At 65.4% G+C, this 25742-nt stretch carries 23 protein-coding genes and 1 tRNA gene; 11 read left to right on the top strand and 13 right to left on the bottom strand.

Annotated features, from left to right (window positions below):
* Positions 1-53: 53 nt before the first annotated feature.
* Entirely contained in the window at positions 54-1097 is a 1044-nt protein-coding gene (gene dksA / locus ASD14_RS05835; protein WP_056130339.1) for an RNA polymerase-binding protein DksA, read from the bottom strand.
* A gap of 335 nt (positions 1098-1432) precedes the next feature.
* Between dksA and yidD the strand changes: the two genes are divergently transcribed.
* From yidD to ASD14_RS05820, 3 genes are read left to right on the top strand one after another with little or no spacing between them, the layout of a single operon-like run.
* Positions 1433-1669 carry a membrane protein insertion efficiency factor YidD gene (gene yidD / locus ASD14_RS16465; protein WP_056130336.1) on the top strand — a complete coding sequence of 79 codons (237 nt, stop codon included), beginning with the start codon at positions 1433-1435 and terminating at the stop codon, positions 1667-1669.
* Positions 1654-2985 carry a dihydroorotase gene (locus ASD14_RS05825; protein WP_056130334.1) on the top strand — a complete coding sequence of 444 codons (1332 nt, stop codon included), beginning with the start codon at positions 1654-1656 and terminating at the stop codon, positions 2983-2985. Before yidD ends, ASD14_RS05825 begins: the two co-directional genes overlap by 16 nt.
* A 59-nt stretch (positions 2986-3044) precedes the next feature.
* Positions 3045-3863 carry a M23 family metallopeptidase gene (locus tag ASD14_RS05820; RefSeq protein WP_056130329.1) on the top strand — a complete coding sequence of 273 codons (819 nt, stop codon included), beginning with the start codon at positions 3045-3047 and terminating at the stop codon, positions 3861-3863.
* Positions 3864-4140: 277 nt separating this feature from the next.
* Here ASD14_RS05820 and folE2 read toward each other — a convergent pair whose 3' ends face one another.
* The 6 genes from folE2 to efp all read right to left on the bottom strand — a co-directional run bounded on the left by folE2 (position 4141) and on the right by efp (position 9472).
* A complete protein-coding gene (gene folE2 / locus ASD14_RS05815) occupies positions 4141-5064 on the bottom strand; it encodes a GTP cyclohydrolase FolE2 (protein WP_056130326.1) in 924 nt (307 codons plus the stop codon).
* Positions 5065-5175: 111 nt separating this feature from the next.
* Entirely contained in the window at positions 5176-5874 is a 699-nt protein-coding gene (locus tag ASD14_RS05810; protein WP_056130322.1) for a hypothetical protein, read from the bottom strand.
* A gap of 10 nt (positions 5875-5884) precedes the next feature.
* Positions 5885-6556: a phosphoglycolate phosphatase gene (locus tag ASD14_RS05805; RefSeq protein ID WP_056130320.1), complete on the bottom strand. Its 672-nt coding sequence runs from the start codon at positions 6554-6556 to the stop codon at positions 5885-5887.
* Positions 6557-6558: 2 nt separating this feature from the next.
* Positions 6559-7287 carry a bifunctional 2-polyprenyl-6-hydroxyphenol methylase/3-demethylubiquinol 3-O-methyltransferase UbiG gene (gene ubiG / locus ASD14_RS05800; RefSeq protein ID WP_056130317.1) on the bottom strand — a complete coding sequence of 243 codons (729 nt, stop codon included), beginning with the start codon at positions 7285-7287 and terminating at the stop codon, positions 6559-6561.
* Positions 7288-7329: 42 nt separating this feature from the next.
* Positions 7330-8673, bottom strand: coding sequence for a TRZ/ATZ family hydrolase (locus ASD14_RS05795; RefSeq protein ID WP_056130314.1), 1344 nt, complete (start codon positions 8671-8673; stop codon positions 7330-7332).
* A 232-nt stretch (positions 8674-8905) separates the two neighbouring features.
* Positions 8906-9472, bottom strand: coding sequence for an elongation factor P (gene efp, locus ASD14_RS05790; protein ID WP_056130307.1), 567 nt, complete (start codon positions 9470-9472; stop codon positions 8906-8908).
* A 149-nt stretch (positions 9473-9621) separates the two neighbouring features.
* On the opposite strand from efp, the gene epmB reads away from it, so the two are divergent.
* Together epmB and ASD14_RS05780 are read left to right on the top strand one after the other, a co-directional pair.
* The gene (epmB, locus tag ASD14_RS05785; RefSeq protein WP_056132158.1) at positions 9622-10659 is read left to right on the top strand and encodes an EF-P beta-lysylation protein EpmB; all 1038 of its coding nucleotides are present in this window, start codon (positions 9622-9624) and stop codon (positions 10657-10659) included.
* A gap of 213 nt (positions 10660-10872) precedes the next feature.
* Positions 10873-12957 (top strand): EAL domain-containing protein, encoded by a 2085-nt coding sequence (locus ASD14_RS05780; RefSeq protein WP_056130304.1) that lies wholly within the window; start codon positions 10873-10875, stop codon positions 12955-12957.
* 73 nt (positions 12958-13030) lie between these two features.
* Here ASD14_RS05780 and htpX read toward each other — a convergent pair whose 3' ends face one another.
* On the bottom strand, positions 13031-13909 hold the full coding sequence (gene htpX, locus ASD14_RS05775) for a protease HtpX (protein ID WP_056130302.1): 879 nt from the start codon (positions 13907-13909) through the stop codon (positions 13031-13033).
* Positions 13910-14038: 129 nt separating this feature from the next.
* Between htpX and gluQRS the strand changes: the two genes are divergently transcribed.
* The 3 genes from gluQRS to phaR all read left to right on the top strand — a co-directional run bounded on the left by gluQRS (position 14039) and on the right by phaR (position 16342).
* On the top strand, positions 14039-14950 hold the full coding sequence (gene gluQRS, locus ASD14_RS05770) for a tRNA glutamyl-Q(34) synthetase GluQRS (protein ID WP_056130299.1): 912 nt from the start codon (positions 14039-14041) through the stop codon (positions 14948-14950).
* A gap of 41 nt (positions 14951-14991) precedes the next feature.
* A complete protein-coding gene (locus tag ASD14_RS05765) occupies positions 14992-15732 on the top strand; it encodes a beta-ketoacyl-ACP reductase (protein ID WP_056130296.1) in 741 nt (246 codons plus the stop codon).
* Positions 15733-15850: 118 nt separating this feature from the next.
* Positions 15851-16342, top strand: coding sequence for a polyhydroxyalkanoate synthesis repressor PhaR (gene phaR, locus ASD14_RS05760; RefSeq protein ID WP_056130294.1), 492 nt, complete (start codon positions 15851-15853; stop codon positions 16340-16342).
* Positions 16343-16493: 151 nt separating this feature from the next.
* On the opposite strand, the gene ASD14_RS05755 is transcribed toward phaR, so the two are convergent.
* Both ASD14_RS05755 and ASD14_RS05750 read right to left on the bottom strand, forming a co-directional pair.
* Positions 16494-17423 (bottom strand): M48 family metallopeptidase, encoded by a 930-nt coding sequence (locus ASD14_RS05755; protein ID WP_056132156.1) that lies wholly within the window; start codon positions 17421-17423, stop codon positions 16494-16496.
* Between the two features lie 66 nt (positions 17424-17489).
* Positions 17490-19307: a formylglycine-generating enzyme family protein gene (locus tag ASD14_RS05750; RefSeq protein WP_235565316.1), complete on the bottom strand. Its 1818-nt coding sequence runs from the start codon at positions 19305-19307 to the stop codon at positions 17490-17492.
* Positions 19308-19500: 193 nt separating this feature from the next.
* Here ASD14_RS05750 and rnd point away from each other — a divergent pair, with 193 nt between their 5' ends.
* Positions 19501-20601 carry a ribonuclease D gene (gene rnd, locus ASD14_RS05745; protein WP_056130291.1) on the top strand — a complete coding sequence of 367 codons (1101 nt, stop codon included), beginning with the start codon at positions 19501-19503 and terminating at the stop codon, positions 20599-20601.
* Between the two features lie 40 nt (positions 20602-20641).
* Positions 20642-20717, top strand: a tRNA-Ala gene (locus ASD14_RS05740).
* 65 nt (positions 20718-20782) lie between these two features.
* Here the strand turns inward: ASD14_RS05740 and ASD14_RS05735 are convergent.
* From ASD14_RS05735 to ASD14_RS05725, 3 genes are all read right to left on the bottom strand, one after another.
* The gene (locus ASD14_RS05735) at positions 20783-21745 is read right to left on the bottom strand and encodes a DUF6689 family protein (protein ID WP_157475114.1); all 963 of its coding nucleotides are present in this window, start codon (positions 21743-21745) and stop codon (positions 20783-20785) included.
* A gap of 144 nt (positions 21746-21889) precedes the next feature.
* Entirely contained in the window at positions 21890-23872 is a 1983-nt protein-coding gene (locus ASD14_RS16460; RefSeq protein WP_056130285.1) for an erythromycin esterase family protein, read from the bottom strand.
* Positions 23869-24567: an alpha/beta family hydrolase gene (locus ASD14_RS05725; protein WP_200947022.1), complete on the bottom strand. Its 699-nt coding sequence runs from the start codon at positions 24565-24567 to the stop codon at positions 23869-23871. Before ASD14_RS05725 ends, ASD14_RS16460 begins: the two co-directional genes overlap by 4 nt.
* 169 nt (positions 24568-24736) lie before the next feature.
* Between ASD14_RS05725 and ASD14_RS05720 the strand changes: the two genes are divergently transcribed.
* Positions 24737-25720 (top strand): chemotaxis protein CheB, encoded by a 984-nt coding sequence (locus tag ASD14_RS05720; protein ID WP_082538761.1) that lies wholly within the window; start codon positions 24737-24739, stop codon positions 25718-25720.
* The last annotated feature ends 22 nt before the right edge of the window (positions 25721-25742 follow it).

Raw genomic sequence — 25742 nt, 5'->3', positions numbered from 1 at the left:
AGAAACAAAAAACCCCGCTTGAGGCGGGGTCTTCTTTTTGCACATCCGGGAAATCAGTCTCCCATCTGCTTCTGCATGTGCTCCCAACGCTCCTGCGCGTCGATCGTGCGCTCGGCAGTAAGGCGGGCTTCCAGGCGCTCCAGGCCGATTTCCTCGCCGGTGTCGACGCAGAAGCCGTAGTCGCCCGAATCCACGCGCTTGAGCGTGCTGTCGATCTTGCTGATCAGCTTGCGGTACCGATCGCGCGTGCGCAGTTCCAGCGAGTTCTCGGTTTCGCGGGTAGCGCGCTCGGCTTCGTCGCCGACATCGCGCACTTCGTCCTTGAGATTCTCGATGGTCTGCTTGGATTCCTCGACCAGGTCCGCGCGCCAGTGCAGCAGGCGCTGGCGGAAGTACTCGAGCTGCAACGGGCTCATGTATTCCTCGTCCGGCGAGGGCACGTAACCCTTGGGGACGATCGGGCGGCCAGTGGCCTCATCGGTCTTGTATTCCACGACTTTGACCTTGCCGCGCGGCGCCGGGACCCTGTCCCTGGTGGCGGCGACGGCGACGGCGACCTTGCCGGCCGGACGCTGCGGCGGTGCGGGGCGCGACGGAGCATTACCGATGCCCGTCGTGCCGGTGGAGGCTTTCTTTGCGGTTTCCACGGACTTGCTCACTGCGGGCTTGGCCGGTGCAGCAGCCTTCGCGGGAGCGGCAGGCGCAGCATTGACGGGAGCCGATTTGGATGCCGGGCGCGCGGCCGGCTTCTTCACTACCGTGGGCTTGGCGGCGGGAGCCGGCGCAGCCTTGGCGGGAGTGCTCTTGACGGGAGTTGCCTTGACCGGAGCAGCCTTCGCGGGCGCGGCCTTCTTGTTGGCTGGGGCCACCTTCTTCGCCGCAGCCTTGGCCGGTGCCGCCTTCTTGGCGGCCGGCTTCTTGACTGGAGTCGCCTTCCTGGCAACAGGCTTCTTCGCTACGGGCTTCCTGGCCGGAGCTGCCTTCTTCGCTGCGGGCTTGGCGGCCGGCTTCTTTGCCGCGGACTTCTTCGGGGCGGCCTTCGCAGCCGGCTTCTTGGTGGCCTTGGCGGCCTTCTTCGCGGGTTTCTTTGCTGCCACGAGCGGCGTGTCCTCTGTTCCTTCGAATGAACTGCGCGGAGATCCTGCAAGGTTGTCGAAACAGCCTGCAAGAGTCCGGACAGCCAGAGTTGGGGTCTTGAGCGGGAAAAGCAATGCGCCTTTCGTCAGCCCTTGCAGCGCGACCCTGTTTCTGGAAAGCGCGCTGTTATACCCTGCCCCGGCTACCGCGGCAACCGCATTCCCATTGCGGTTTTTTCCTGGTCGCCCCGTACTTGAATACATGGCGAAACGGGCGCACACATGCCCCGTATGAACAGTCGCCAGTAACTGCCTGTAGGCATGAAGGAATCGTGATAGATCGCCTGCTTATCCTGATGCTGCGTGGCTACAAGCGCTGGATCAGTCCGCTGATCGGTCCCGCCTGTCGCTTCCATCCCACGTGTTCCGTATACGCGATGGAAGCGATCGCGCGCTTCGGCGCACTCAAGGGCAGCTGGTTGGCACTGCGGCGCCTCGTGCGCTGCCATCCGCTGCATCCGGGCGGCTTCGATCCGGTGCCGCCGCACAATCGAAATTCATCCGACAGGACCGCCGAATGCCATCGACACTGATCGTCAACGCCCGCCTGGTCAACGAAGGACGTGAATTCGACGGCGACCTGCGCTTCGCGAACGGTCGAATCGACCAGATCGGCACAGGCCTGCATGCGCGTGATGGCGAAACCGTGATCGATGCCGAAGGGCGTCGGCTGCTGCCGGGAATGATCGACGACCAGGTGCATTTCCGTGAGCCGGGGCTCGAATACAAAGCCGACATCGGCACTGAATCAGCAGCGGCGGTTGCCGGCGGACTCACCAGTTTCATGGACATGCCCAACACGTCGCCGCCGACGCTCGACTCAGCGGCACTGGAGGACAAGTACCGGCGTGCGCACGGGCGGGCATGGGCCAACTACGGATTCTATCTCGGGGCGAGCAACGACAACCTCGAGGCCATCCGCCGATTGGATCCGAGCAGCGCACCCGGCGTGAAGGTCTTCATGGGCGCGTCGACCGGCAACATGCTGGTGGACAATCCCCAGATCCTGGATGGCATCTTCCGCGATGCGCCCGTGCCGATCATCACGCACTGTGAAGACACACCGATGATCGAAGCCGAACTCGCCCGCTTCAAGGCGAAGTACGGGGACGACATCCCGCCATCCTGTCATCCCGACATCCGCTCGCGCCAGGCGTGCAAGAAGTCCACCGAGCTGGCGATTTCCCTCGCGCGCAGGCATGGCTCGCGCCTGCATGTGCTGCACATCAGCACCGCGGACGAGCTCGCGCTCTTCGACTCCGGTCCGATCGAGGGCAAGCGCATCACCGCCGAGACGTGCATCCATTTCCTGCGCTTCGACCGCGCCGATTACGAGCGCCTCGGGAACCTGATCAAGTGCAACCCCGCTATCAAGGATGCGTCCGATCGCGAGGCGCTGGTCATGGCGCTGGCCGATGACGTGATCGACGTGCTCGCCACCGACCACGCGCCGCACACGATCGAGGAAAAGGCGAAGCCCTACCTCTCCGCACCTTCGGGCCTGCCGCTGGTGCAGTACGCGCTGGTCGCCGCGCTCGAACTGGTGCACGAAGGCAAGCTCACCACCGCGCAGGTCGTGCAGAAATTCGCGCATGCGCCGGCGAAGCTTTTCAACGTGAAGAACCGCGGCTTCCTGCGCGAAGGCTATGCAGCCGACCTCGTGCTTGTCGAAGACACGCCGATGACCGTGCACGCGGACGACGTGTTGTCGAAATGCGGCTGGTCGCCGTTCGAGGGGATGACGTTCCACTCACGCATAGCTTCCACGTGGGTGAACGGCGTGCTCGCCTGGGACGGTCGTCAGCTCGTCGGCGATGCCATGGGGCAGCGACTGGAGTTCGATCGTTGAAATGCTTCGTCGTTGCGGCGGCCCTGGTGTGGCTAACTGCCTGCGCGAGCTCTGTCAACGTGAAAGCAGCCGCGGCAACGACGACAGCCGACATCACGCCTGTCCCCGCAGCTGCTGCAGTCGACCAGCGCATCGTGTTTCCCGCCTCCGCTTCGCAAGGCGCGCTCGTGTTCGGCAAGGTCCCCGCCGGCAGCATCGTCCGCTATGCCGGGCGCGTATTGCGACCGACACCTTATGGCACGGTCGTCTTCGGCATCGGCCGCGATGAAAGCGGCCCGTTGCTCTTCGACGTGCAACATGCCGACGGCCGCATCGAAAGCGCCAGCATCGCAGTTACGCCTCGCGACTGGCCGATCGAACGCATCGATGGCGTGCCACCCAGCACGGTAAATCCCCCGCCGGCGATCGCCGAAAGGATCGAACGCGAGCAGGCTCTGGTGGTCGCCGCGCGCGAACGAGACGACGATCGCGCCGACTTCGCGCAGAGCTTCGCCTGGCCTGTGCAGGGACGCATCAGCGGGCGCTTCGGAAATCAGCGCGTTTACAACGGCAGCGCGAAGTCGCCGCACTCGGGCATGGACATCGCCGCGCCCCAAGGCACGCCGGTACTCGCTCCAGCTGCGGGGGTCGTGACCTTCGCGAATGCCGACCTGTATCTCACGGGAGGCACCGTCCTGCTGGACCACGGACATGGCGTGAGCTCCAACTTTCTGCATTTGTCGCGCATCGACGTGAAAGTCGGCGATCGCATCCAGCAGGGTCAGGTGATCGGTGCAGTGGGTGCCACCGGACGTGCGACCGGGCCGCATCTGCATTGGGGCATGAACTGGTTCGACGTGCGCATCGATCCTCTGCTGGTGCTCGAGCGCAAACCGTAGTCGTTCTGTGGCTCACCCGTGTTGCGCGCCTCGGCGTTCGTCCCTGGCTCCGGGAAGGTGCGTGCGGCTCGATGCTCGGACCGTCTACTGCTCGCGCTTGATCGCGGAAATTGGGATCGCCATTCCCGCGAAGATGGGAATCCAGGGACTGCTGCTCAAGTAAAATTGGCGCCAGGATTCCCGCCTTTGCAGGAATGGCGAGAAATCAACGAAGCGACCTGGACTGCGTGTTTTGCCAATGCCCGTGATCACTGCGGCGGGCGCCCTTCCGGCAGGATCAGCCGCGGCCTTCACCGCTTACGCGCGCAACTGCGTCATGCGCATGCAGGCTTTCAAAATGCGACACCTGCGCGTCGTATCGTTCGACTCGCGGGTCGGCCGACAGGGCAGCAGCCACTCGACGCGCGGCATCCTCGCAGAACATGAGGTTCTCGGCGTTGAGGCGGGCAAACGCCTGTTCGTCCTCGCGCTTCACTGCAGTCTGGACCGGCGTGCCCAAGGCCTGCTCGGTCGCGTCCACCAGGGCGACCAGCGGCAACTCATCGAACGCCGGCCGCAGCTCGACATGCATATCGGCACGGCTGCGTTGGGCATGTGGAGTGGCTGCCAGGCCGCGTTCCGAAGCCAGCCATTCGTGGACGGCGCTCGACAACGGTCGCGTATCGGCGAAGTCCTCGGCGAAGCGTTCCGCATTGAGCTGGCGCGACAGCGCGGCGGAAGCCGGGCACGTGCTCGAATACTCCACTGAGAAGCGCAATCCCAGTCTCAGGTGACCGTCGATGAGCGACGCGTCGATCTCGACTGGATACCGCTTCCAGCCGGCATGTTCGCTGGCGAGCGCCGGCCGCAGCATGAGGTGTTCGTAGCGCAATACGAGGCGCGCCCTCGTGGACAGGCCGCCCTGCGTTTCGATCAGCGTCTGCAGCACGCGGCGCAGGCCAGCCGGGGTGACGACCTCGCTCGCGAAGGCGTGCTGCAGTTCCAGGTACAACCGCGACATATGGATGCCGCGCGCGCTCGCATCGCGCAGGTCGACGAAGACATCGACCGAGGCCGGCACCGTGATCGTCTCGTTCGCCGAGGCCACGCGCAGGGGCAGCGCGATGTTCGACATGCCGACCCAGTCCAGCGGACGCGCCAATGCTGCGGCGTCGAATGCGACGTCGGGAAGGTGGCGGACCTGGTCTGGGCGTGAATTCACGGAGCTGATGTGGAGTCGAGGGGGAGGATCGCAATGCGGGGAATTCTACCGGGCCCGACTGGAGCGGCCTTCACTCCGCGCGGAACGGTCTGGTCCAGACATTGCCTGGTCTCAGCCGCGCGCGGCACGCCATGCCACCCATAAGGCGTGCAGCGCGGACACGGGTTGCACGGCTTCACCACGGCGCAGGCGTGCCCATGCGAGCCCCCCGAGTATCCGTCGCGGCCGCACCGCGGTACCGGAGGGCGCCTGTGCCGCGGCCAACTGGCGCGTCCACTCGGCAATCGCGGCACCCTCGCCGGCCTGCGCCAACGCCTGCAGCGGCGCCGCATCCGCGGGATGATGCGCGAGGCGCATGTGCAGCAGGTTCGCCGCGATGGTCTCGTCTGCTCCGGCGGATCCGTCGAACAGGACCTGTTCCGTGGCGGCCACTGCGGCGGCGAACTGCTGGATCTGGGCGAATGCATCCGCCGCATCGACCGGACGCTCGCGACTGACACGCAGCTGCGGCAACGACGCAGCCAACTGCACCCACGGCGCTGGAAATTTCTGCAGCACCTGTCCCAACGGATGGCGGCGAATACCGCGCGACCAGCCCTCCAATTCTTCGACCCACCAGCCGAGCTTGGCTTCGCCCGGCCGAGGGTCGCTGCCGCCCCAGGCGGCGTCGGTGAGTTCCTGCAGCAGCGCCATCCAGGCGAGCACCGTCTCGCGCTGCCCCTGTGGAATGAAGACTTCCGCGACCGACCATTCCGGCCAACGCATGCGCCACTTGTCGACGAAGCTGTCGATGGCTTCCTGGTCGCTCATGTGCGATCCACTATGCGCGAGCGCCGGGCCACGCCGCGGCTTCGCACAGCTCGCGCGGTTCGTGCACGAGGACGTCGCCCTGCCACGCGAACGGATCGTCCTCGTGCAGGCGGTAGCCCCACAGCGCAACCACGGACGGCATGCCAGCAGCGCGCGCCGCAAGGATGTCGCGTTCGTCGTCGCCGACGTAAACGCAGTCGCTCGCCGCAACGCCGATCGACTCGGCCGCGTGAAGCAGCGGCAGCGGATCAGGCTTGCGCACCGGCAAGGTGTCGCCGCCGATCAGCACGGCGCAGCGCGATTCCCAGCCCAGCACGGGCATCAGCTTCCGTGCGAGGTACTCCGGCTTGTTGGTGACGATGCCCCAGGTGGTGCCATGCGTTTCCAGCGCGCCGAGCATCCGTTCGACGCCGTCGAAGGGGTTGCCATGCAGGCCGAGCCCGGCTTCGTAGCGATCCAGGAATTCCTGCACCCAGGTTTCGCGTTCGCCTGCGGGCACATCCGGAAATGCGGCAGCGAGCATCGCGCGCGAGCCCTTCGACACTACCGGTCGCAGATCGGCCATTGCCATCGTGTCGCTACCGCGATCGGCACGCATGCGGTTGATCACCGCGATGAAGTCGGGAGCACTGTCGACCAGCGTGCCGTCGAGATCGAACAGGACGGCTCTCGGGAATGCCATCGTCACGCCTGCCCTTCGCCCTTGCGGGCACAGGCGAGGTAATTGATGTCCGTGCGCGAAACGACGCGCGCCGCCTTCCGCCATGGTTCGTACATGAGCCCGCTCACGTCCTCCAGCTCGAAGCCGGCGGCGCGCAACCATGCGGCGAGTTCGGACGGCTTGATGAAGTCGCGGTACTGGTGTGTGCCCTTCGGCAGGATGCGCGCGATGTATTCCGCGCCCACGATCGCCAGCGCGAACGCGGCCGGCGTACGGTTGAGCGTGGACAGGAACAGGCGGCCGCCCGGCTTGAGCAGTGTTGCGCAGGCACGGATGATCGACGCTGGATCAGGCACATGCTCGAGCATCTCCATGCACGTGATCGCATCGAACTGGCCGGGCACCTCCGTGGCCAGCGATTCGGCCGACTGAAGCCGATAATCGACGCTGACGCCGCTCTCGAGCCGATGCAGCCTGGCGACCTTGATCAGCTCCGGGGCGAGGTCCAACGCCGTGACCTGCGCCCCGTTGCGCGCGAGCGCTTCGCTCAGCAGGCCGGCGCCGCAGCCGACATCCAGCACCGTGGCGCCCTGCAGTTTCACGCGTTCGGCGACGTAGCCCAGGCGTGCAGGATTCAGTGCATGCAGCGCCTTTTGCGGGCCTTCGGGGTCCCACCAGCGCTGTGCCAGCGCACCGAACTTGTCGAGTTCGGCCTGGCTGAAGTTTTCGTGGTTCGCGGAAGCTGCACTCATGTGGTTCACCGGTTGCCGCAGCGCGCACGGCGGGAAGACAGGTTACGAAACCCGGATGGACGCGATGCGATCACGCCATTGCCGTGCGTTGGCGACGAGTGCGTCGGTATCGATGTCGACCAGCACGCGCTCAAGCAGCTTGGCCTTGCCGGCAATCCACACGTCGCTGACCTGATGGCGGCCCGCGGCATAGATGAGCTGCGAGATGACATGGTGCAGCGGCTGGGTTTCCAGTTGTCCCAGGTCGACGCACGCGAGGTCGGCCTGCTTGCCTGCCACGATAGAGCCGACCTGTGCATCGAAACCAAGCGCCTTCGCGCCGCCCAGCGTCGCGGCGCGCAGCGCGCTTGGCGCGTCGAAGGCCGAAGCGTCTTCGGCCACCGCCTTCGCCAACAACGCCGCGGTGCGCGTTTCGCCGAACATGTCGAGGTCGTTGTTGCTCGCGCAGCCGTCGGTGCCGATCGCGATGTTCACGCCGGCCTTCTGCAGCTTGCCGATGGGACAGAAGCCGGAGGCGAGCTTGAGGTTGGATTCGGGGCAATGCACGACGCTCACGCCACGCTGCGCGCACAGCGCGATCTCGGCGTCGGTGAGCTGGGTCATGTGCACGGCGATCAGGCGATCATTGACCAGGCCAAGGCGGTCGAGGCGTGCCAGTGGCCGCTGGCCAAGTTTCTCTCGCGATTCGGCGACTTCGTGCGCGGTCTCGTGCGTATGCAGGTGCACGGGCACGTCGAGCTGGTCGGCCAGCATGCGGATGCGCTCGAAGTTCGCGTCGCTCACCGTGTACGGCGCGTGTGGCGCAAAGGTGGTGGCGACAAGCGGATCGTGGCGCCATTGGTCGTGCACTTCGGTGGCGCGATCGAAGTATTCGTCGGAGGACTTCGCCCATGCGGTGGGAAAATCGATCACCGGCAGGCCCACGCGAGCGCGGAATCCGTGTTGCTTGTAGATCGCGGCCTGCACGTCGGGGAAGAAGTAGTTCTCGTTGGCGCAGGTGGTGCCGCCACGGAGCATTTCGGCGATCGCGAGCGCGACGCCATCGGCGACGAATTCGGGGCCGATCACCGCGCCCTCGATCGGCCAGATGTGACCCTGCAGCCATTCCATCAGCGGCAGGTCGTCGGCGACACCGCGCAGCAGGGTCATTGGGTTGTGCGTGTGCGCGTTGACGAGGCCCGGAATCAGCGCGCCGTCGGGACGCGTGACGGTTTCGGCAGCGACATAGCGTTGGCGCGCTTCATGGATCGGCAACAGGTCGATGATCACGCCGTCGCGAATGGCAACAGCGTGGTTTTCGAGGACCACGCCGTGCGGCTCGACCGGGACCACGAAGCCGGCTTCGATGAGGAGGTCGCAGGCTTCGGGGTGGGTCGTGGGCGTCATTCAGTGGTCCTTGTGGATGCCGCTTGTGGCTTTTGCCCGTCATTCCCGCGAAGGCGGGAATCCAGGGACTTTGCTTCTGCCCTGGATTCCTGCCAAGGACGGCGGAGCGAGATCCGCTCTACAAGGCAATGGCAATGACAACAGCAACAGCAAAGTCGCTGGATCCCCGCTAAAAGCATGCGGGGATGACGATCTGACAAAACCGTGGCCGCTGCGGCCACGGTTCAAATCGTCACTTCACGCGCGAAACGTACTCGCCGGAACGGGTATCGACCTTGATCACTTCGTCCTGGCCGACGAACAGCGGCACGCGGACCACGGCGCCGGTTTCCAGCGTCGCCGGCTTGCCGCCACCGCCCGATGTGTCGCCGCGGACGCCCGGATCGGTCTCGGTGATCTTCAGTTCGACGAAGTTCGGCGGCTGCACTGCGATCGGCGTGCCGTTCCACAGTGTCACCACGCATTCTTCCTCGCCCTTCAGCCACTTCTCGGCGCCGCCCATGCCGGCCTTGTCGGCCTGGACCTGCTCGAACGATTCCTGGTTCATGAAGTGCCAGTACTCACCGTCGGCATAGAGGAACTGCATGTCGGTGTCCACCACGTCCGCCTGTTCCACGTTGTCGGTGGCCTTCATCGTCATTTCGACGACGCGGCCCGACTTGATGCTGCGGTACTTGATGCGCGTGAAGGCCTGGCCCTTGCCCGGCTTGACGTATTCGGTCTCGGTGATGATGCACGGGTCGTTGTTGACCAGGATCTTCTGTCCGGTCTTGACGTCGTTCATGCCAAGGCTGGCCATGCGTGTAACTCCTGAAAGTGATCGTGAATGCGGATGGGCGGGTGCAGACCGCCCCGCTGCCATGCTGCCTGCGGCTACGGGCGCGGCAGACGGCTAGAATGGCGGGCTGCGCCGCGAAGGTCGGCAGCGCCGGAAAATCGCGATCCGACATGATACCCGTTGCCCCTGCCCTCAGACAGCACGCCGCTGACCCGCAGCTCCCTGCCGCGCCCCCTCCCCGTTGGCAACAGCTGTGGCGTGAAGCCGTGCGCGACCCGCGCGAACTGCTCACCCTGCTCGGGCTCGAAGGCGCCGTGACCGATATTTCCGAAGCCGCGGCGCAACAGTTTCCCCTGCGCGTGCCGCGCGGCTTCGTGGCGAAGATGCGGCATGGCGACCCGCACGATCCCTTGCTGCGGCAGGTCCTTCCCCTCGACGACGAGATGAAGCCGATGCCCGGCTTCGCCTTCGACGCGGTCGGCGATGCGGCGGCGAAGGCGGCCGACGGGGTGATCCGCAAATACCAGGGCCGCGCCCTGCTCGTCACTACGGGCAGTTGCGCCGTGCATTGCCGTTACTGCTTCCGACGCCACTTCGACTACGCCAGTGAAACCGCCGCGGCCGACCACTGGCGCGAAGCCGTCGACCTGATCCGGGCCGATGCCGGACTCGATGAGGTCATTCTCTCCGGTGGCGACCCCTGGTCGTTGTCGACCGCCAAGCTGACCGAGCTGACCGATGCGCTCGCGGACGTCCCGCACCTCAAGCGCCTGCGCATCCACACGCGTTTGCCGGTAGTGCTGCCCGAACGGGTCGATGCGCCCCTGCTTGCCTGGATACGCAGCCTGCCGTGGCCAGTCACCGTGGTCCTGCACGCCAACCACGCAAATGAAATCGATTGCAGTGTCCGGCAGGCCTGCAGGGCATTGCGAGCGACCGGTGCGACCCTGCTCAACCAGGCCGTGCTGCTTCGCGGCGTCAACGACAGTGTCGATGCATTGGCCGCACTGAGCGAACGCAGCCACGAGGCGGGGGTCCTGCCCTACTACCTGCACCAGCTCGACCGCGTACAGGGCGCGGCCCACTTCGAAGTCGGCGATGACGAGGCGCGGCAGCTGCACGGGGCACTGGCCGCACGCCTTTCGGGCTATCTGGTACCGCGACTGGTGCGTGAAGTCGCGGGAGATCCGGGCAAGCGGCCGCTCTGATCAGCAGGAGTCGTTGGAACGAATGGGGTTTCCCCCATCACCGGCCGCAACCTGAGGGGAGAGTGCATGCCGCCGAAAAGCAAGCGAACTGTCGAGCCCGCCACACCGGGCGTTACAGCCCGTGGACGCAAGCTGCGGCTTCATGTCATAAACGCTGAATATGGTGCGGCTGGGCAGGATGCAGGGGGACCGCCGCGAACGGAGGTAGGAAGAATGCAATTCGGCAAAGACATGGCCCTGCGAGTGCTGATCGTCGACGACAGCGTCGAAGCCGCCGAGGCCATCGTCAGCGGACTGCGCAACGCGGGCATCGCGGTGCGCCCGTCGCGCCCGGAAAACGAGGACGAGTTCCAGTCGCTGCTCGAATCGCAGCCGCTGGACATCGTGCTGGCCTCGCAGAACGCCAGCAGCGTCCCGCTCGCCAAGGTGATGGAAAAGGTCGGCGCGAGCGGCAAGGACCTGCCCGTGCTGGTGCTTGTCAATGCGCTCGATGAAGCCGCGCTGCTGAAGATGATGTCCATTGGTGCGCGGGGCGTAGTCCTGCGCGAACACATGGATCACATACAGAACGTAGTGCGTTCGGAATGGGTGGACCTCGAAGCGCGCCGTTCCTATCGCCGCCTCGAAGCGCAGATGCGCGAACTCGAGCGCCGCTGCGATGCGCTGATCGACTCGTCGCGCGATCCAATCGCCTATATCCACGAAGGCATGCACATCCGCGCGAACTCCGCCTACCTGGAGATGTTCGGCTTCGAGTCCTTCGAGGACATCGAGGGCATGTCGCTGCTCGACCTCGTTGCCTCCAAGAAGGTCGACGAATTCAAGAAGCTGTTGAAACAGCTGTCAAAGGGCGAGACACCACCGCCTCGTTACGAAACCGAGGCCGTCACCCTGGACGGGAACCATTTTCCGGCAGTGATGGAGTTCACGCCAGCGACCTACGAAGGTGAGAACTGCCTGCAGGTGATCCTGCGCAAGCAGGAGGAAGTGTTCGATCCCAAGGCAGCGGAGGAACTCGAGCGCCTGCGACAGGTCGACCAGGTCACCGGGCTGCTCAACCGCCAGACCTTCCTGCGCGCGCTTGAAGACGCGGTGGCCGAAACGGCCGCCAAGGCGACCGCGCATGGAATGCTGCTGGTCGAACCCGATCACTACACGCGCCTGCTGCAGGAAATCGGCCTGGACGCCGCCGATGACCTCGCGGTAGCCATCGCAGGACGCCTGCGTTCCGTGGCGGGTCCGGACGATGTCATCGCACGCTTCGGCGAGCACCAGTTCGCGGTGATGACCCGCAACAGCGACCATGCGCAGACCTCGCGGCTTGCCGAATCGCTGCGCAGCGCCTTCGCCGACAGCGTGCTCGAGGCACGCAACCACTCGCTCAACGTCACCCTGAGCATCGGTGGCGTGCAGGTGGGCGAGAAGATCGCCAACGTCCCGGCCATCCTCGCCAAGGCCAGCCAGGGGCTGCAATCGACGATCGGCGTCGGCGGCAACCGGGCCGAACTCTACGATCCGAGCGCCACCGATCGCGCCGAACTCGAACGCGTCGCAGCCTGGGTCACGCGCATCCGTGACGCGATCGCCAACGACCAGTTCGTCATGTATTTCCAGCCACTGGTGCCGCTCCACGGCACGCCGGACGAGATGTACGAGACGCTGCTGCGCCTGCGTGGCGAGGACGGCAGCCTGGTGCAACCGCTCACCTTCCTGCCGATCGCCGAGGAACACGGACTGCTCGGCGAAATCGACCGCTGGGTCATCGGCCGCGCGATCCGCCTGATCGCGGATCGCCAGCGGCTCAACCGCCGCACGCGCCTGCTGGTAAAGATCACCCAGGCATCACTGCAGGACGAGAGCCTGGCACAGTACATCGGCGAACAGCTGAAGATGCATGCCGTCGACGGCCGCCTGCTGGTGCTGCAGATCCCCGAGTCCAAGGTCTTCACCAACCTGCGCGCCGCGCAGCAGCTGCAGTCGGCCGTGGCGCAGTTTGGCGTGCGCGTGGGCCTGGAACAGTTCGGCATCGGCCTCAACTCGTTCCAGCTGCTGTCGCACTTCGATGCGGCCTTCATCAAGATCGACCGCTCCTTCATGCAGGAACTCGCGGCGAATCCGGAACACCAGCAGCGCGTGCGCGAATTTGCTTCGAAGGCGCAGGAACTGGGCAAGCAGACCATCGCCGAACACGTCCAGGACGCCGGCAGCATGACCACCCTGTTCAGTGCGGGCATCGACTACGCGCAGGGACACTTCCTCGCGCCTGCCGGGCCGGAGATGGACTACGAATTCGGCTGATTCGCAAAGCGCGCAAGAAAAAAGCCCGCCAACAGGCGGGCTTTTTTGTTTCATCGAACCTCTGCGTTGCGCATCAACCCTGGCGCAGGCGCTGGATGCGCTCTTCCAGTGGCGGATGGCTCATCATCAGCCGGCGCAGGCCATGACCCACCGCCCCGCTGATGCCGAACGCCTGGATCTGCCCCGGCAGCGTGGTGTGCCCGTAGGTCTGCGAAAGGCGCTGCAACGCCGCTACCATCTTCTCGCGGCCCGCCAGCGAGGCACCGCCCTCATCCGCGCGGAATTCACGATAACGCGAGAACGCCATCGCAATCATGCTGGCGAACAGGCCGAACACGACGTCCAGCACCATCACCGTGACGAAGTAGCCGATGCCGCCACCGCTGCCTTCGCGGTTGCCGTTGAGGAAGCCGTCAATCACGCGGCCGACCACGCGCGACAGCACGATCACGAAGGTGTTCAGCACCCCCTGGATCAGCGCCATCGTCACCATGTCGCCGTTGGCGACGTGGCTTACTTCGTGGCCGAGCACGGCTTCGGCTTCGTCGCGATTCATCGAACGCAGCAGGCCCGTCGACACGGCGACCAGCGCGTTGTTGCGATTGGCGCCGGTGGCGAACGCATTGATTTCAGGCGCATCGTAAATCGCGACTTCCGGCTTGCCGATGCCCGCCTTCTCGGCCTGGCGATGCACGGTCGACACCAGCCATTGTTCGAGTTCGTTGCGCGGCTGCTCGATGACCTGCGCACCGGTGCCGCGCTTGGCGACCCATTTGGACATCAACAGCGAAATGATCGAACCGCCGAAGCCAAACACTGCAGCCATCACCAGCAAACCGCCTTCGTTGCCCAAGCGGATGCCGAAGAAGTTCTGCAATACGGACATGACGATGCCCAGCAGCACCAGCACGGCAAGGTTGGTGGCAAGGAACAGGGCGACACGTTTGAACATGGGTTTGGACCTCTCGCGCGCAGGCGCGGATTGATGGCTTCCGGGTGAAGATGTGGCAGGCTCGCTGAATTTCAAGCTGAATGCTTTACGCAGGCTGTCGCGCTGCGTTGCCGATCCCTAGCCATGCCTATGACCCGCCCCGATTCGTACCGCGGCCGTTTCGCGCCGTCGCCTACCGGCGACCTGCATTTCGGCTCCCTGCTCGCCGCCGTTGGGAGCTGGTTGCTGGCACGGCACGCCGATGGAGCCTGGCTGGTACGCATCGAGGACGTGGATCCGCCGCGTGAAATCCCGGGCGCGTCGGTACGACAACTGGAAACGCTGGATGCGTTCGGCCTGCACCCGGACGAAAAAGTGGTGCGGCAAAGTCGGCGCGGCCACCTGTATCAGGATGCGCTCGATCGCCTGCTCCGTTCGGGCGACGCCTTCGAATGCCATTGCAGTCGAAGCGATCTCGCCGCTTCCGGCGGCGTGCACCGGCGATGCGTCGCGCGTTCGCCGCGTCCCGACCCAGCCATTCGCCTGCGCGTGCCTGACGGCACCGTCATCGGGTTCGAAGACGCCATCCAGGGCCCCCAGGAACAGGATGTGTCCCGCGACGTCGGCGATTTCGTCCTGCGCCGGGCGGAAGGCTACTGGGCGTACCAACTGGCGGTCGTGGTCGATGACAGGGCGCAGGGCATCACCGACGTCGTGCGCGGCGCCGATCTGCTCGGATCCACGCCACGCCAGATCTTCCTGCAGCAGGTCCTCGGACTGCCCACGCCGCGGTATGCCCACCTGCCGCTCGTGGTCGATGCCCACGGGCGGAAGCTGTCGAAGTCGGACGCTGCGCTTCCGGTGGATGCGGGCAACCCGCTTCCGGCCCTGAAAGAGGCATGGCGTGCGCTGGGACAGGATCCGGTAATGATTGAAGCCGCCGACGGTGTCGCTTCGCTGCTGGAACGAGCCCGCGCCGGCTTCGATCCCGATCGCATTCCGCATTCGGGTCACATCGCCCTCGCCGCAACGCACAACGATGGTTTCATATTTGCTCCATAGAATGCCTGCGGGCTTCCTTCGCCGCTTCATGGAGAGAAAAAATGCAATCACGCGTCGCACTCGTTACGGGCGGTACCGGCGGCATCGGCACCTCGATCGTCAAACGCCTCGCTGGGATGGGACACAAGGTCGCTACCAACTATCGCAACGAGGAAAAGGCGAAGGCATGGCAGGAACAGATGCGCGCCCAGGGCGTGGACGTTGCGCTGGCACCTGGCGACGTGTCCTCGCCTGAAGATGCCACGGCGATGGTGCGCGAAGTGGAACGCCAGCTCGGTCCGGTCGAAATCCTGGTCAACAATGCCGGCATCACCCGCGACACCACCTTCCACCGCATGACGCCGCAGCAGTGGAACGAAGTGATCACCACCAACCTGAATTCCTGCTTCAACGTCACCCGCCCGGTGATCGAAGGCATGCGCGACCGCAAATGGGGCCGGATCGTGCAGATCAGTTCGATCAACGGCCAGAAAGGCCAGTACGGTCAGGCCAATTACGCAGCGGCCAAGGCCGGCATGCACGGCTTCACCATTTCCCTGGCCCAGGAAAACGCGCGCTTCGGCGTCACCGTCAATACGGTCTGCCCGGGCTACATCGCGACCGACATGGTGATGGCGGTACCGGAAGACGTGCGCAACAAGATCATTGCCCAGATCCCGACCGGCCGGCTCGGCTCGCCCGAGGAAATCGCCTACGCCGTGTCGTTCTTCATTCCCGACGAGGCCGGCTGGATCACCGGCGCGAACCTGTCCGCCAACGGCGGCCAGTACATGGGCTGGTAACCGCAGACGCCCGTTTTCGCCGTCCCCGCCGCAGCCGGCGGCACATATCCGGGGCGAGTTGCAAGGCAACCGCCCCTGCGCCATGCTGCGCAGCATCACGATTTAGAGTCGGCGCTCGATGAGTTCGCACCGCATCATCAAGAAGTACCCCAACCGTCGTCTCTACGACACCGAGATATCGAGCTACATCACCATCGAGGATGTGCGGCAGCTCATCGTCGATGGCGAGGACTTCGAGGTCCGTGACGCGAAGTCGGGCGAGGACCTCACCCGCCAGGTACTCCTGCAGATCATCGCGGAGCACGAGTCCGACGGCGACCCCGTCCTGTCGACACAGTTGCTGAGCCAGATCATCCGGTTCTACGGCGATTCGCTGCAAGGCTTCATGGGCAACTATCTCGAGCGGTCGATGCAGATCTTCCTCGACCAGCAACAGCAGTTCCGCACCCAGATCGGCGGACTGCTGGGCCAGACCCCGTGGACGATGATGAACCAGCTCACCGAGCGCAATCTCGCGATGTGGCAGGAATTCCAGAAGAACATGGCCGGCAGCATGGGCACCAGCGCCAATCCGGGAACCGCAAAGCCGAAGGCCGACACGAAGCGCTGACGGCGTCGTTCCGACACGTTCGCTTCAACCAGAAGAGCCGGGTTTCCCGGCTCTTCTGTTTTGCAGTTCACCGCGTGCACGCGCGCAGCACGCGTTACAGCGCTGGTCTTCTCGTTCCCTTCGTTTTCCGGGCGAAACTATCGACCAGGCTTCAGCGCAGGGGCGGCTGCCCGGCGCAATATTTCGAGTAGAACGCTTCCGCCGTAGGCATCAGGGACTGCAATGTCTGGATGCGGTTCGCCGGGTCCGGATGGGTCGACGCGAATTCCGGCGGACGCTCGCCGCCGCCCAGCTGCGACATGCGCTCCCACAAGGGAATGGCTTCGCGTGGGTCGTAGCACGCCGCCGCCGCAAGCATCAGGCCTACCTTGTCGGCCTGGGTCTCGTGGTTGCGTCCGTAGGGCAGGATGAAGCCGTACTGCGCGCCTGCGCCGAGCGCCGCCATCACCGCCTGTTGCTGCTGCGGATCCATGCCACCCAGCGCGACACCCGCGGCCATCTGTCCCACCTGCACCAGCTTCTGCTGCGCCATGCGCTGTGAGCCGTGGCGAAGCAGCGCGTGTGCGATTTCATGGCCCATCACGATCGCCATCGCGTTCTGGTTCTCCGCAATCGGAAGCAGCCCCGTGTACACCGCCATCTTGCCGCCCGGCAGGCAGAACGCGTTTGCCTCCTCGGACTGGATCACGCTCACGTCCCACTGGAAGCTCTGGTACGTGCCCGGGACCTGCTGCTGGTTCATCGCAGCCAGATCCGCCGTCACCTGAGGCACGCGATTGACCAGGCGGCTGGCGATCTCCCGGATCTGCTGGCTCACTTGAGAGTTCGCAGGGAGGAGTGCGCCCTGCGCCGCCGCGTCGCTCTGGACCTGCTGGTAAGCCTGCGCGCCGAGCTGCACTTCTTCCTCGGGCGAGGCGCCGTAATGTGCGGTTTCGCCGGTGTAGGGATCGGTTTCGGCACTGCCGAACCATGACCACGCCGCATAACCGGCGAACAGGATCAGGATCCACCAACGAATGCCACCCAGTCCGAAGCCGCGCCGGCGAGGCGCCTGCTGGTTGCCGAAAGGATCAACTCTCATCGTGGTCTCCGTGTCGTGATCGGCCACGATGATCATCGCGGCCGATGCGGGCCAGCATGCCTCAATTCAGATTTCCCGCACCAGCCGGAACCCTACCCGCGCGTTCGTGTTGTTGATGTCGGTGCCCTGCCGCCAGGCCGAGCGCGTGTGCGCCGGCGAGTTCGCCCACGAGCCGCCACGGATGACCTGGTTGCGGCAGCCCGGATTCACCCAGGAGCGGCCATCGCGGGGCGCGCGCCGGTAACTGCTGTGCCAGCAATCCTCGACCCATTCGCTCACGTTGCCTGCCAGATCGTGCACGCCCCAGCGATTGGGCTGGTAACTGCCCACGGGAGCAGGACCCCAGGCACCATCGCCGTATCCCGCGAACGCGTTCGTCCACCGGCGCCCGCCCGGCGACACATCGTTCGCACCGGTGACGTTCCCCGCGCGGGCCGGTGGCGATCCTTCGCCCCACGGATAGCGCGACTGATTGCCCGCACGCAACGCGTATTCGAACTCCGCTTCGCTCGGCAGCCGGTAGCGCTGTCCGGTCTGCTCGGACAACCACTCGGCATAGCGCGTCGCGTCGCCCACGCTGACATGCAGCACCGGCATGTCATCGGCCGCGGGCCTGCCCACGTAGTCGGACTGCCAGTCGACATTGCCCGCTCGCACGAAGTTGCCGCTGCGCTCGTCATAGATCGTCGAATAGCCGCGCCGGCTGGCACGCGCCCGATGACCGGTCGCTCTCACGAAACGGCGGAACTCCGCCACGGTGACTTCGGTTCGCGACATCGCGAAGCCGCGTTCGAAGCGGATATTGCGCGCAGGCCGTTCGGCATCGGTGGAGTCGAGCTCTGCTTCCGCCGCCCCCATGCGGAACGCGCCATGCGGCACGACCACCAGCTGCGGACCACGACCACCGTTCACCATCGCATCGGTGAATGCCTGTCCGGAACGGAACAAGCCATAGTGCGCCGCCATTTCGATGCGCGTACGCAGTTCCATCACCGCCGGATCCGCGGGCGCCGCAATGCGCAGCAGTTGCCCGAGTTTTTCGCGCGCGCGCCGCAATCCGGGCGCGGTCGGCGTCGCAAGTTCGGCAATGCCCGCGTCTCGCAAGCCATTCACGCGCGTTGCGCGCAGCATCGCGATGCGTCCACGTGCGTCCGGCACCGTACCGAATTTGGGGCGGACGATGCTGGCCGAGTCGAGCCAGCGGGCGGCACCTTCAAAATCATCCTTGCCCGCCGCCATTTCGGCGCGCCGAATCAACGCGCTTTCCGCGGCGGCCAGGCCCTGTTGCGCGCGACTGTCGGCAGGCCGTTGCTCCAGCGCTTCCCGGAAGTAGGCGATTGCACCGTCGGCTTCGTTCTTTTCACCGATGCGTCCGGCATTGAGGGCGATCTCGCCCAACTGGTTGGCATGCGCAGCCTCGTCCGCACTGTCGAGCTTGTCGAGGAACGCCTCCACGCGCGCATCCCCTGGCGCGACCACGCGCGCCACGGCCGCGATTTCGTGCGCATGGCGCAATTCCTGCGGATCGTCGTCGATCGCGGCCAGTGCATCAGCGCCTTCACCCAGCAATGCACGCAAGGCTTCGCGCAATGCCTTGCGGATGTTCGCGTCCTGCGGCGCGTGCTTCTGCAGCGCGAGATACAGCGGAATGGCGGCATCGGCGTCATTGGCATCGCCGTACAGATGTCCCGCCTTCAGCGCCGCTCCTGCGCGCTTGCGCAATGCCGTCGCGCTCTCGTCGGTCACTTCGATGGCGGGGGCGCGCCACGCGGGCACGGATGACACCGACTGGTCTTCGCCGATGGTGACCAAAGGCGTGCGGGACGCGACCTTCTCCTTTTCAGCCTGCTTTCGGCCGCAACCACCTGCCAGCACCAGCAGCACGAGGCAAAGCCCGATCCCCGATGCCAGTCGTGGTGAGGTTTGCCGCTTCCGGTTCAAGGCCACCCAACTCCCCGCACGCAATGCGAAATGTCGACGGACGTGGCTCCGCTGCAGATGAATCCGGAGCCGATCGCGCCAACGCGAAAGTAGGCTATTGTCGCCCGCCGCGGCAACCTGCCCTATCCTCCCCTTCATGCACGTCTGGATTTCCGACCCCGCCGCATTGCTGGCGCACTTCTCGCACGTTCCCGCTCGCATCGGGCTCGATACCGAATTCATCCGCGAGCGCACCTATTGGCCGCAACTCGCGCTGGTGCAGATCGCACTCGACGACAGCAGCGGGAATCCGGCCGTGCTGCTGATCGATCCTCTGGTTCCAGGCATGAATGCCGCGCTCGCGCCGATCCTCGCCAACGAGGCGATCCTGAAGGTGATGCACAGTCCCAGCGAGGACCTCGTCGCCTTCAGGCACGCCTGCGGCGTGGTGCCCAAGCCGCTGTACGACACGCAACTCGCCGCGGCGCTTGCGGGCATCGGCGCTGGCGTCGGCTACCAGAAGCTGGTGGAACAACTCACCGGCGTCGCCCTGGCCAAGGGCGAAACCCGGTCCGACTGGCTGCGCCGTCCGCTCTCGCCCTCGCAGCTCGAATATGCCGCCGACGATGTACGGCATCTCGCCGCCATGCATGACACGCTCGACGGGATGCTCGCGCAACTGAACCGTCGCGAGTGGCTTGTCGAAGACGCGATCCGCACGATCAGCAATGCCGAGAACGAAGGCCCGGAACGCTGGCCGCACCTGTCCATGCGCAGCGCGCAGTTCCTCGACATGCCAGCCCAGCAGCGGCTCGTTCGCCTGCTGCGCTGGCGCGATGCCTACGCCCGCGACAACGATCGTCCGCGCGGCTGGATCCTCGACAACGAACTCGCGGTTGCGCTCGCGCGCATGCCACCCGCCGATCGCGATGGCCTGCAGGCGCAACTCGACGCGCATCCGAAAGCGCCACGCAAACTCGGTGACGCAATCTGGCGCGCACTGACCACGCCACTCGCGGACGAAGCCGATGCTCCCGATGCCAGCGTCGGGGAAACCCGCGACAAGCAGCGCCTGAAGAAAATGCAGGATGCCGTCAGCAAGCGCAGCGCCGAACTCGGGCTGCCGGACGGTGTGCTCGCATCCCGTCGCTGGCTTCAGGCCCTGCTCGATGAAGGCCGGTGGCCCGCCGCCCTCGCCGGGTGGCGCCGGGAGGCGCTGGAACCTGCCCTGGCCACACTGCTCGCCGCGCAGGACTAGCGCCCCCTGAGTTCGGCCGGTAGACTTTGCAGCCTTACGTGGGGCGGTAGCTCAGCTGGGAGAGCGTCGCGTTCGCAATGCGAAGGTCGGGAGTTCGATCCTCCTCCGCTCCACCAATTCATCCAGTCTCGAAAGCCCCGGAAAAACAGCTTCCGGGGCTTTCCTGTTTCTGGGTGATCGGTTACTGCCCGTAGTCGCGCAGATAGGCGACGCTGAATCGCAACGTGCTGGCGCCGGCGATCAGTTGCCCCGCATCGTTCTCGACATCGTGCGTGGCGCGCCACTCGTTCGCGATGTACTGCCCGGCCCGCGCCTGTACGCGTGCACGGAATGCGTCGACGGCCGCGATGGCGGCGGGATAGTCGGCGGCATCGACAGCCGCATCCGCCTGGTCGAGCAACGTATCCAGCGGTGCTCGTTCGGAGACCGGCAGCGCAGCGACGTGGTTGCGCAGCCATCCGATCTTTTCGTCGACCACCATGCGGGTGGGACGCAGGTCGACCAGGATGAGGAATTGCGAGAACCCGCCGTACGTCGTGCGGGCCCGCACGCTGCCTTGTGCGATCTCATCGGTGACATCGCGGAACGGTCCCAGCAACGGCGCCTTGAAGACGCGAAGCGAACTGCCTTGCGTGTAAGGCAACAGGTGCGTGTGGATTTCGAGCCGGCCGGTGCCGCGGAAGCTGAGGCCGCCATTCGCCGGTGGCTCGATCGTGACCAGTATGTTGAGCGTGTCGGTGAGTGGCGTGAGGTTGAGGTCGGCCAGGCGTGCCAGGAGACCGGCATCGCCGGGATTCACCAGTCGCGCGGAAGCGCCAAGCGACGAAGGGCTCAGGCCCGTGGCGTCCTGGAAGTCGAGACTCACCTCCAGCAAGGGCAGGATCGGTTCGCCGACCTGCATCTCGGCATGGTTCCCGCTTGCGCTGACGCTGACGGGCAGTAGTGCCGCCGCGGCCTGCGTGAGGTCTGCGGTGGTGTCGGCCAGGGCCGCAGTATTTTGCTTCGGCGAGTTGACGGCGTTGGACAGCTGTTGTGCCGATACCAATGGACTGGCGCCAGTCAACAACGCGATACAGAGCAAGCGGATGCCCCAGGACGCAGTCCTGGAAGCACTCCGCGAATGCGTGCGCAACATGGGTCGCATGAGCGGGCTCCTGATCACCCCCGGTGATCCAGGCTCCTGCCTGGACCGGCACCGCCACAGGGGCAGCGCCGTTCGCATCCTATTGCGCTTCGATCTGCCTTGCACAAGCTGCGACGGCCACGCCCTGCTGGTCGAATACCGACGTCAGATGCCGCTGGGCCAGGTCTCCGGCGGCTCGTCGTGGTGCCAGCGTACTCCGGGCTCCAGCGGTCCCAGTGCGCGCGTCTGGTCGACATGGATCATCCAGTCGAACTGATCGCTCAGTCGGGCATTGAAGTAATGGCTCAGGCGTTCGGTCTCGGGCCGGTAGATCACGCCGATCGCGCGTTGCAGCAGCGGGCCGCGCAGGTCCGCCTCGAGCGCTGGATTGGCGAGATCCAGCTGGAAGCGCGACAGCCCGGTTTCGTGAAACAGCTTCTCGTAGCTGCCGGCCATTCCGGGACGAACCCGGCGTCGCTGCGCGGGTTCGTCCCAGTTCGTCGCCGCGGTGACCGTGCCTTCGTAGGTGCTGAAGCCAACCAGCACGCTACGAGCCGCATGGTGCTCGCGAACCAGCTGTCCCAGGTTGAGTTCGCCCCGCTCGCCCATCTCGGTCGCACGCGCATCGCCCAGGTGCGAGTTGTGCGCCCATACCGCCACCTTCAGTGGACGGCCGCGCTGTTCACCACGATCGATCAACGCCTGCAGTGTTTCCATCATGTGCGTATCGCGCAGGTTCCACGACGAAACCCGGCCACGGAACATGCTTCGGTAATATGCCTCCGCATTGCGCACCAGGCGCGCGTTCTGTTCGGCGAAAAACAGATCGTCGTCGCGATGGCCGTCGATGCGCGATGCGGCGCGGCTGATCTCGCGCAATTGCGCCACGACTTCGTCCTCGCAGCTCTGCGACAGGTCGAAGCTGGCTGCGTAACCGTAGGCCTGCACGTCCTCGCCGAAGTGGTCGAAACAGGAATAGCGATAACGGGCGCGCTGCGCGGCCTCCGGATCGGTCTGGTGCAGGTAATCGAGCACCGCTGCAATGGAGCCGTGCAGGCTGTAGAGATCGAGCCCATAGAAGCCGACGCGTTGCGACTCGGCGACGCCGTCGTTGTGCTGCCGCAGCCAGCCGACGAAGTCGCGCACCACCTCGTTGCGCCACATCCAGGTCGGGAAGCGCAGGAAGCCGGACAGCGCGGCGTCCGCATCGGCATCCTCGTCATCGCCGCGGACGAAGCGATTCACGCGATAGGCATCGGGCCAGTCGGCTTCCACAGCGACCGCATTGAAGCCACGCTCGGTGATCAGCCGTCGCGTGATGTCGGCCCGCGTGCGGTAGAACTCGTCGGTACCGTGCGACGCCTCACCCAGCAGTACCACCGGCGCATCACCGATACGTTGGAGCAACACGTCGAAATCGGCGTCCGCGCCGGCCATCGGCAGCACGTGCTGCAGCAGGCGCTGCGACGCCCTGCTTCGTTTCGATGGCGACCCATGCGTGCCGACCACCGCCCCTGCCGAAGCAGCCAGCAGTTGCCGCACCTCGTCGTCCCCGGTCTGGCTGAAGTCGTCGTACCAGGCCCCCACCCCGCCGAAGGGCTCGGGTGTGTGCAGGCAGATCACTTCATCCGCTTCGCGGCGTAGCGCTTTGCAGGTGTCTTCCGCACCGACCGGCACGGCTACCACGACCTGCCTGGGCTGACGCATCCGCAACGCCTTCACCGCAGCGCGCATCGTCGCGCCGGTGGCGAGGCCGTCGTCGATGATGATCACGACCCTGCCACGGACATCCACGTCGCTGCGGCCCTCGCGATAGGCGGTTTCGCGACGCGCGAGTTCGCGTTGTTCGCTCGCTGCGACCGGTTCGATGTGGGTCTTGTCCAATCGCAGCGCGCGTACGATCTCGTCGTTCATGACGCGGACGCCGCCACTGGCGATGGCGCCCATGGCAAGTTCTTCGTGTCCGGGCACGCCAAGCTTGCGTACGAGAAAAACATCCAGCGGCGCGCGCAACGAACGAGCCACCTCGAACGCCACCGGCACACCGCCGCGCGGCAGCGCCAGCACCACCACGTCATCGCGGCCGGCATAGCGCGACAACGCTATCGCCAACGCCTGTCCGGCATGGCGGCGATCGCGGAACTTCATGGTGTTGTCCCGCTGGACAGATGGCGCTTGAACCATTGCGCCGCGAGGCGCGCCGCGATATCGAGCGTGCCGGCCTCCTCGAACAGATGGCCGGCACCGGGCACGATCTCGATGGCCTTGGTCGTCCGCAGTTCCCGCAACGCCATCTGGTTCAACGTGATCACATCGGTGTCGTCGCCGCCGACGATGAGCAGCGTGGGCGCGCGGACTTCGTGCAGCGCGGCCCCCGCGAGATCCGGACGACCACCACGGGAAACAACAGCGCCGATATCGAAGCCGGCTGTTCCAATATCCTGCGCCTGCATGGCGGCTCCCGGTTTCGCAGCGGCCACCAATGCTGCCGCTGCGCCGGTGCTCGCACCGAAATAGCCGATCGGGAGCGATTTGAGCGAAGGCTGCGCCCTCACCCACAGCGTCGTCGCGAACAGGCGTTCCGCCAGCAGGCCGATGTCGAAGCGAAGATGGCGCGTGTAGCGCTCGCGCTCTTCTTCTTCCGCCGTGAGCAGGTCGAAGAGCAGCGTAGTCAAGCCGGCTTCATTGAGCACCGTGGCAACGAACTGGTTGCGTGGACTCCTGCGGCCGCTTCCGGAGCCATGCGCGAACACCACGATGCCCCGCTCCTCGCCCGGTCGCCCCAGGATGCCCTGCAACCGCAAGGAGCCGAGGACGATGTCCACGTCGCTGTGGACGGTCATTGAACCCTTCGCGTCCATCGGTCGAGCGTAGTGGCCGCGAGGTGATTGGCCTGCGAACAGCATGAAGACTCATCTTCCTGATCATGCATGTCGTTGCCGCACACTCGTGATGCATCCGTAACGGCAGCGAATCGATACTGGCCGCGAACACGAACCGGACACGCCCGAGGTGCTCACGCCGCGCCGCGACATCATCGTGATCGGCGCTTCTTCCGGAGGCGTGCCGCTCATGCTCGACATGGCCGCGGCGCTGCCCGTGCCGTTCCCCGCGTCCATACTGCTGGTTCAGCACATCGGCACGCACGAAAGCGTCCTGCCGGAACTGCTCAGGCGGAGCGGCCGCAACCCTGCGATGCACGCGCGGTCGGGACTCTCCATCGAACCCGGCCACATTTACGTGGCACCGCCGGATCACCACATGCTGGTGGTCGGCAACGAGATCCGCCTGACGCGCGAAGCGAAGGAAAACCACACCCGTCCCGCGATCGATCCGTTGTTCCGCTCCGCCGCCATCTCGATGGGCCCGCGGGTGATCGGCGTCGTGCTGAGCGGAAGGCTGGACGATGGCACCGCAGGCCTGCAGGCGATCAAGGCCTGCGGCGGATTGGCGGTCGTGCAGGAACCCACGGATGCGGAAGCGCCGGACATGCCCGCAAGCGCGAGCGCGAATGTCGCCGTCGACCATTACGTTACCCGTGCGACGCTGGCCGCCACGCTCACGCGACTGGCCGATGAACCGGTCAGCATTCCGCGCGTAGCCGCACCACCGGAAATGGTGCGCGAATTCCAGCTCAGTCTCGGAGAGGGAAACCCCATGGAACAGCTCGATGCCATCGGTCGCCCGTCGAAGATCACCTGTCCCGACTGCAGTGGAGTGCTCTGGGAAATCCGCAACAGCCATCCGCCGCGTTACCGGTGCCACACGGGTCACGCGTATACGCAGCAAACGCTCGAGCATACCCAGGGAACGCGTACCGACGAAGCGCTATGGAGCGCGCTGCGTGCCCTGCAGGAGCGCGAAGCGCTGCTCAGTTCGATGGCCGGCGCCTGCCGCGAACGCAGCGATGCGCACGAGGCGGAGCGGCTGGAAGCGGAAGCCGTGCACATGAAGACCCATGCGCTGCAGCTGCAGCGGATCATGGCGGGGGAGTGATCCACTGAAGCCTCCAGTGTCG

It is taken from the genome of Lysobacter sp. Root494, assembly GCF_001427225.1.
Classification (GTDB): Bacteria; Pseudomonadota; Gammaproteobacteria; order Xanthomonadales; family Xanthomonadaceae; genus Agrilutibacter.
The sequence above is the reverse complement of the archived record's forward strand: the minus strand, read 5'-3'. Positions and strand labels throughout refer to the sequence as shown.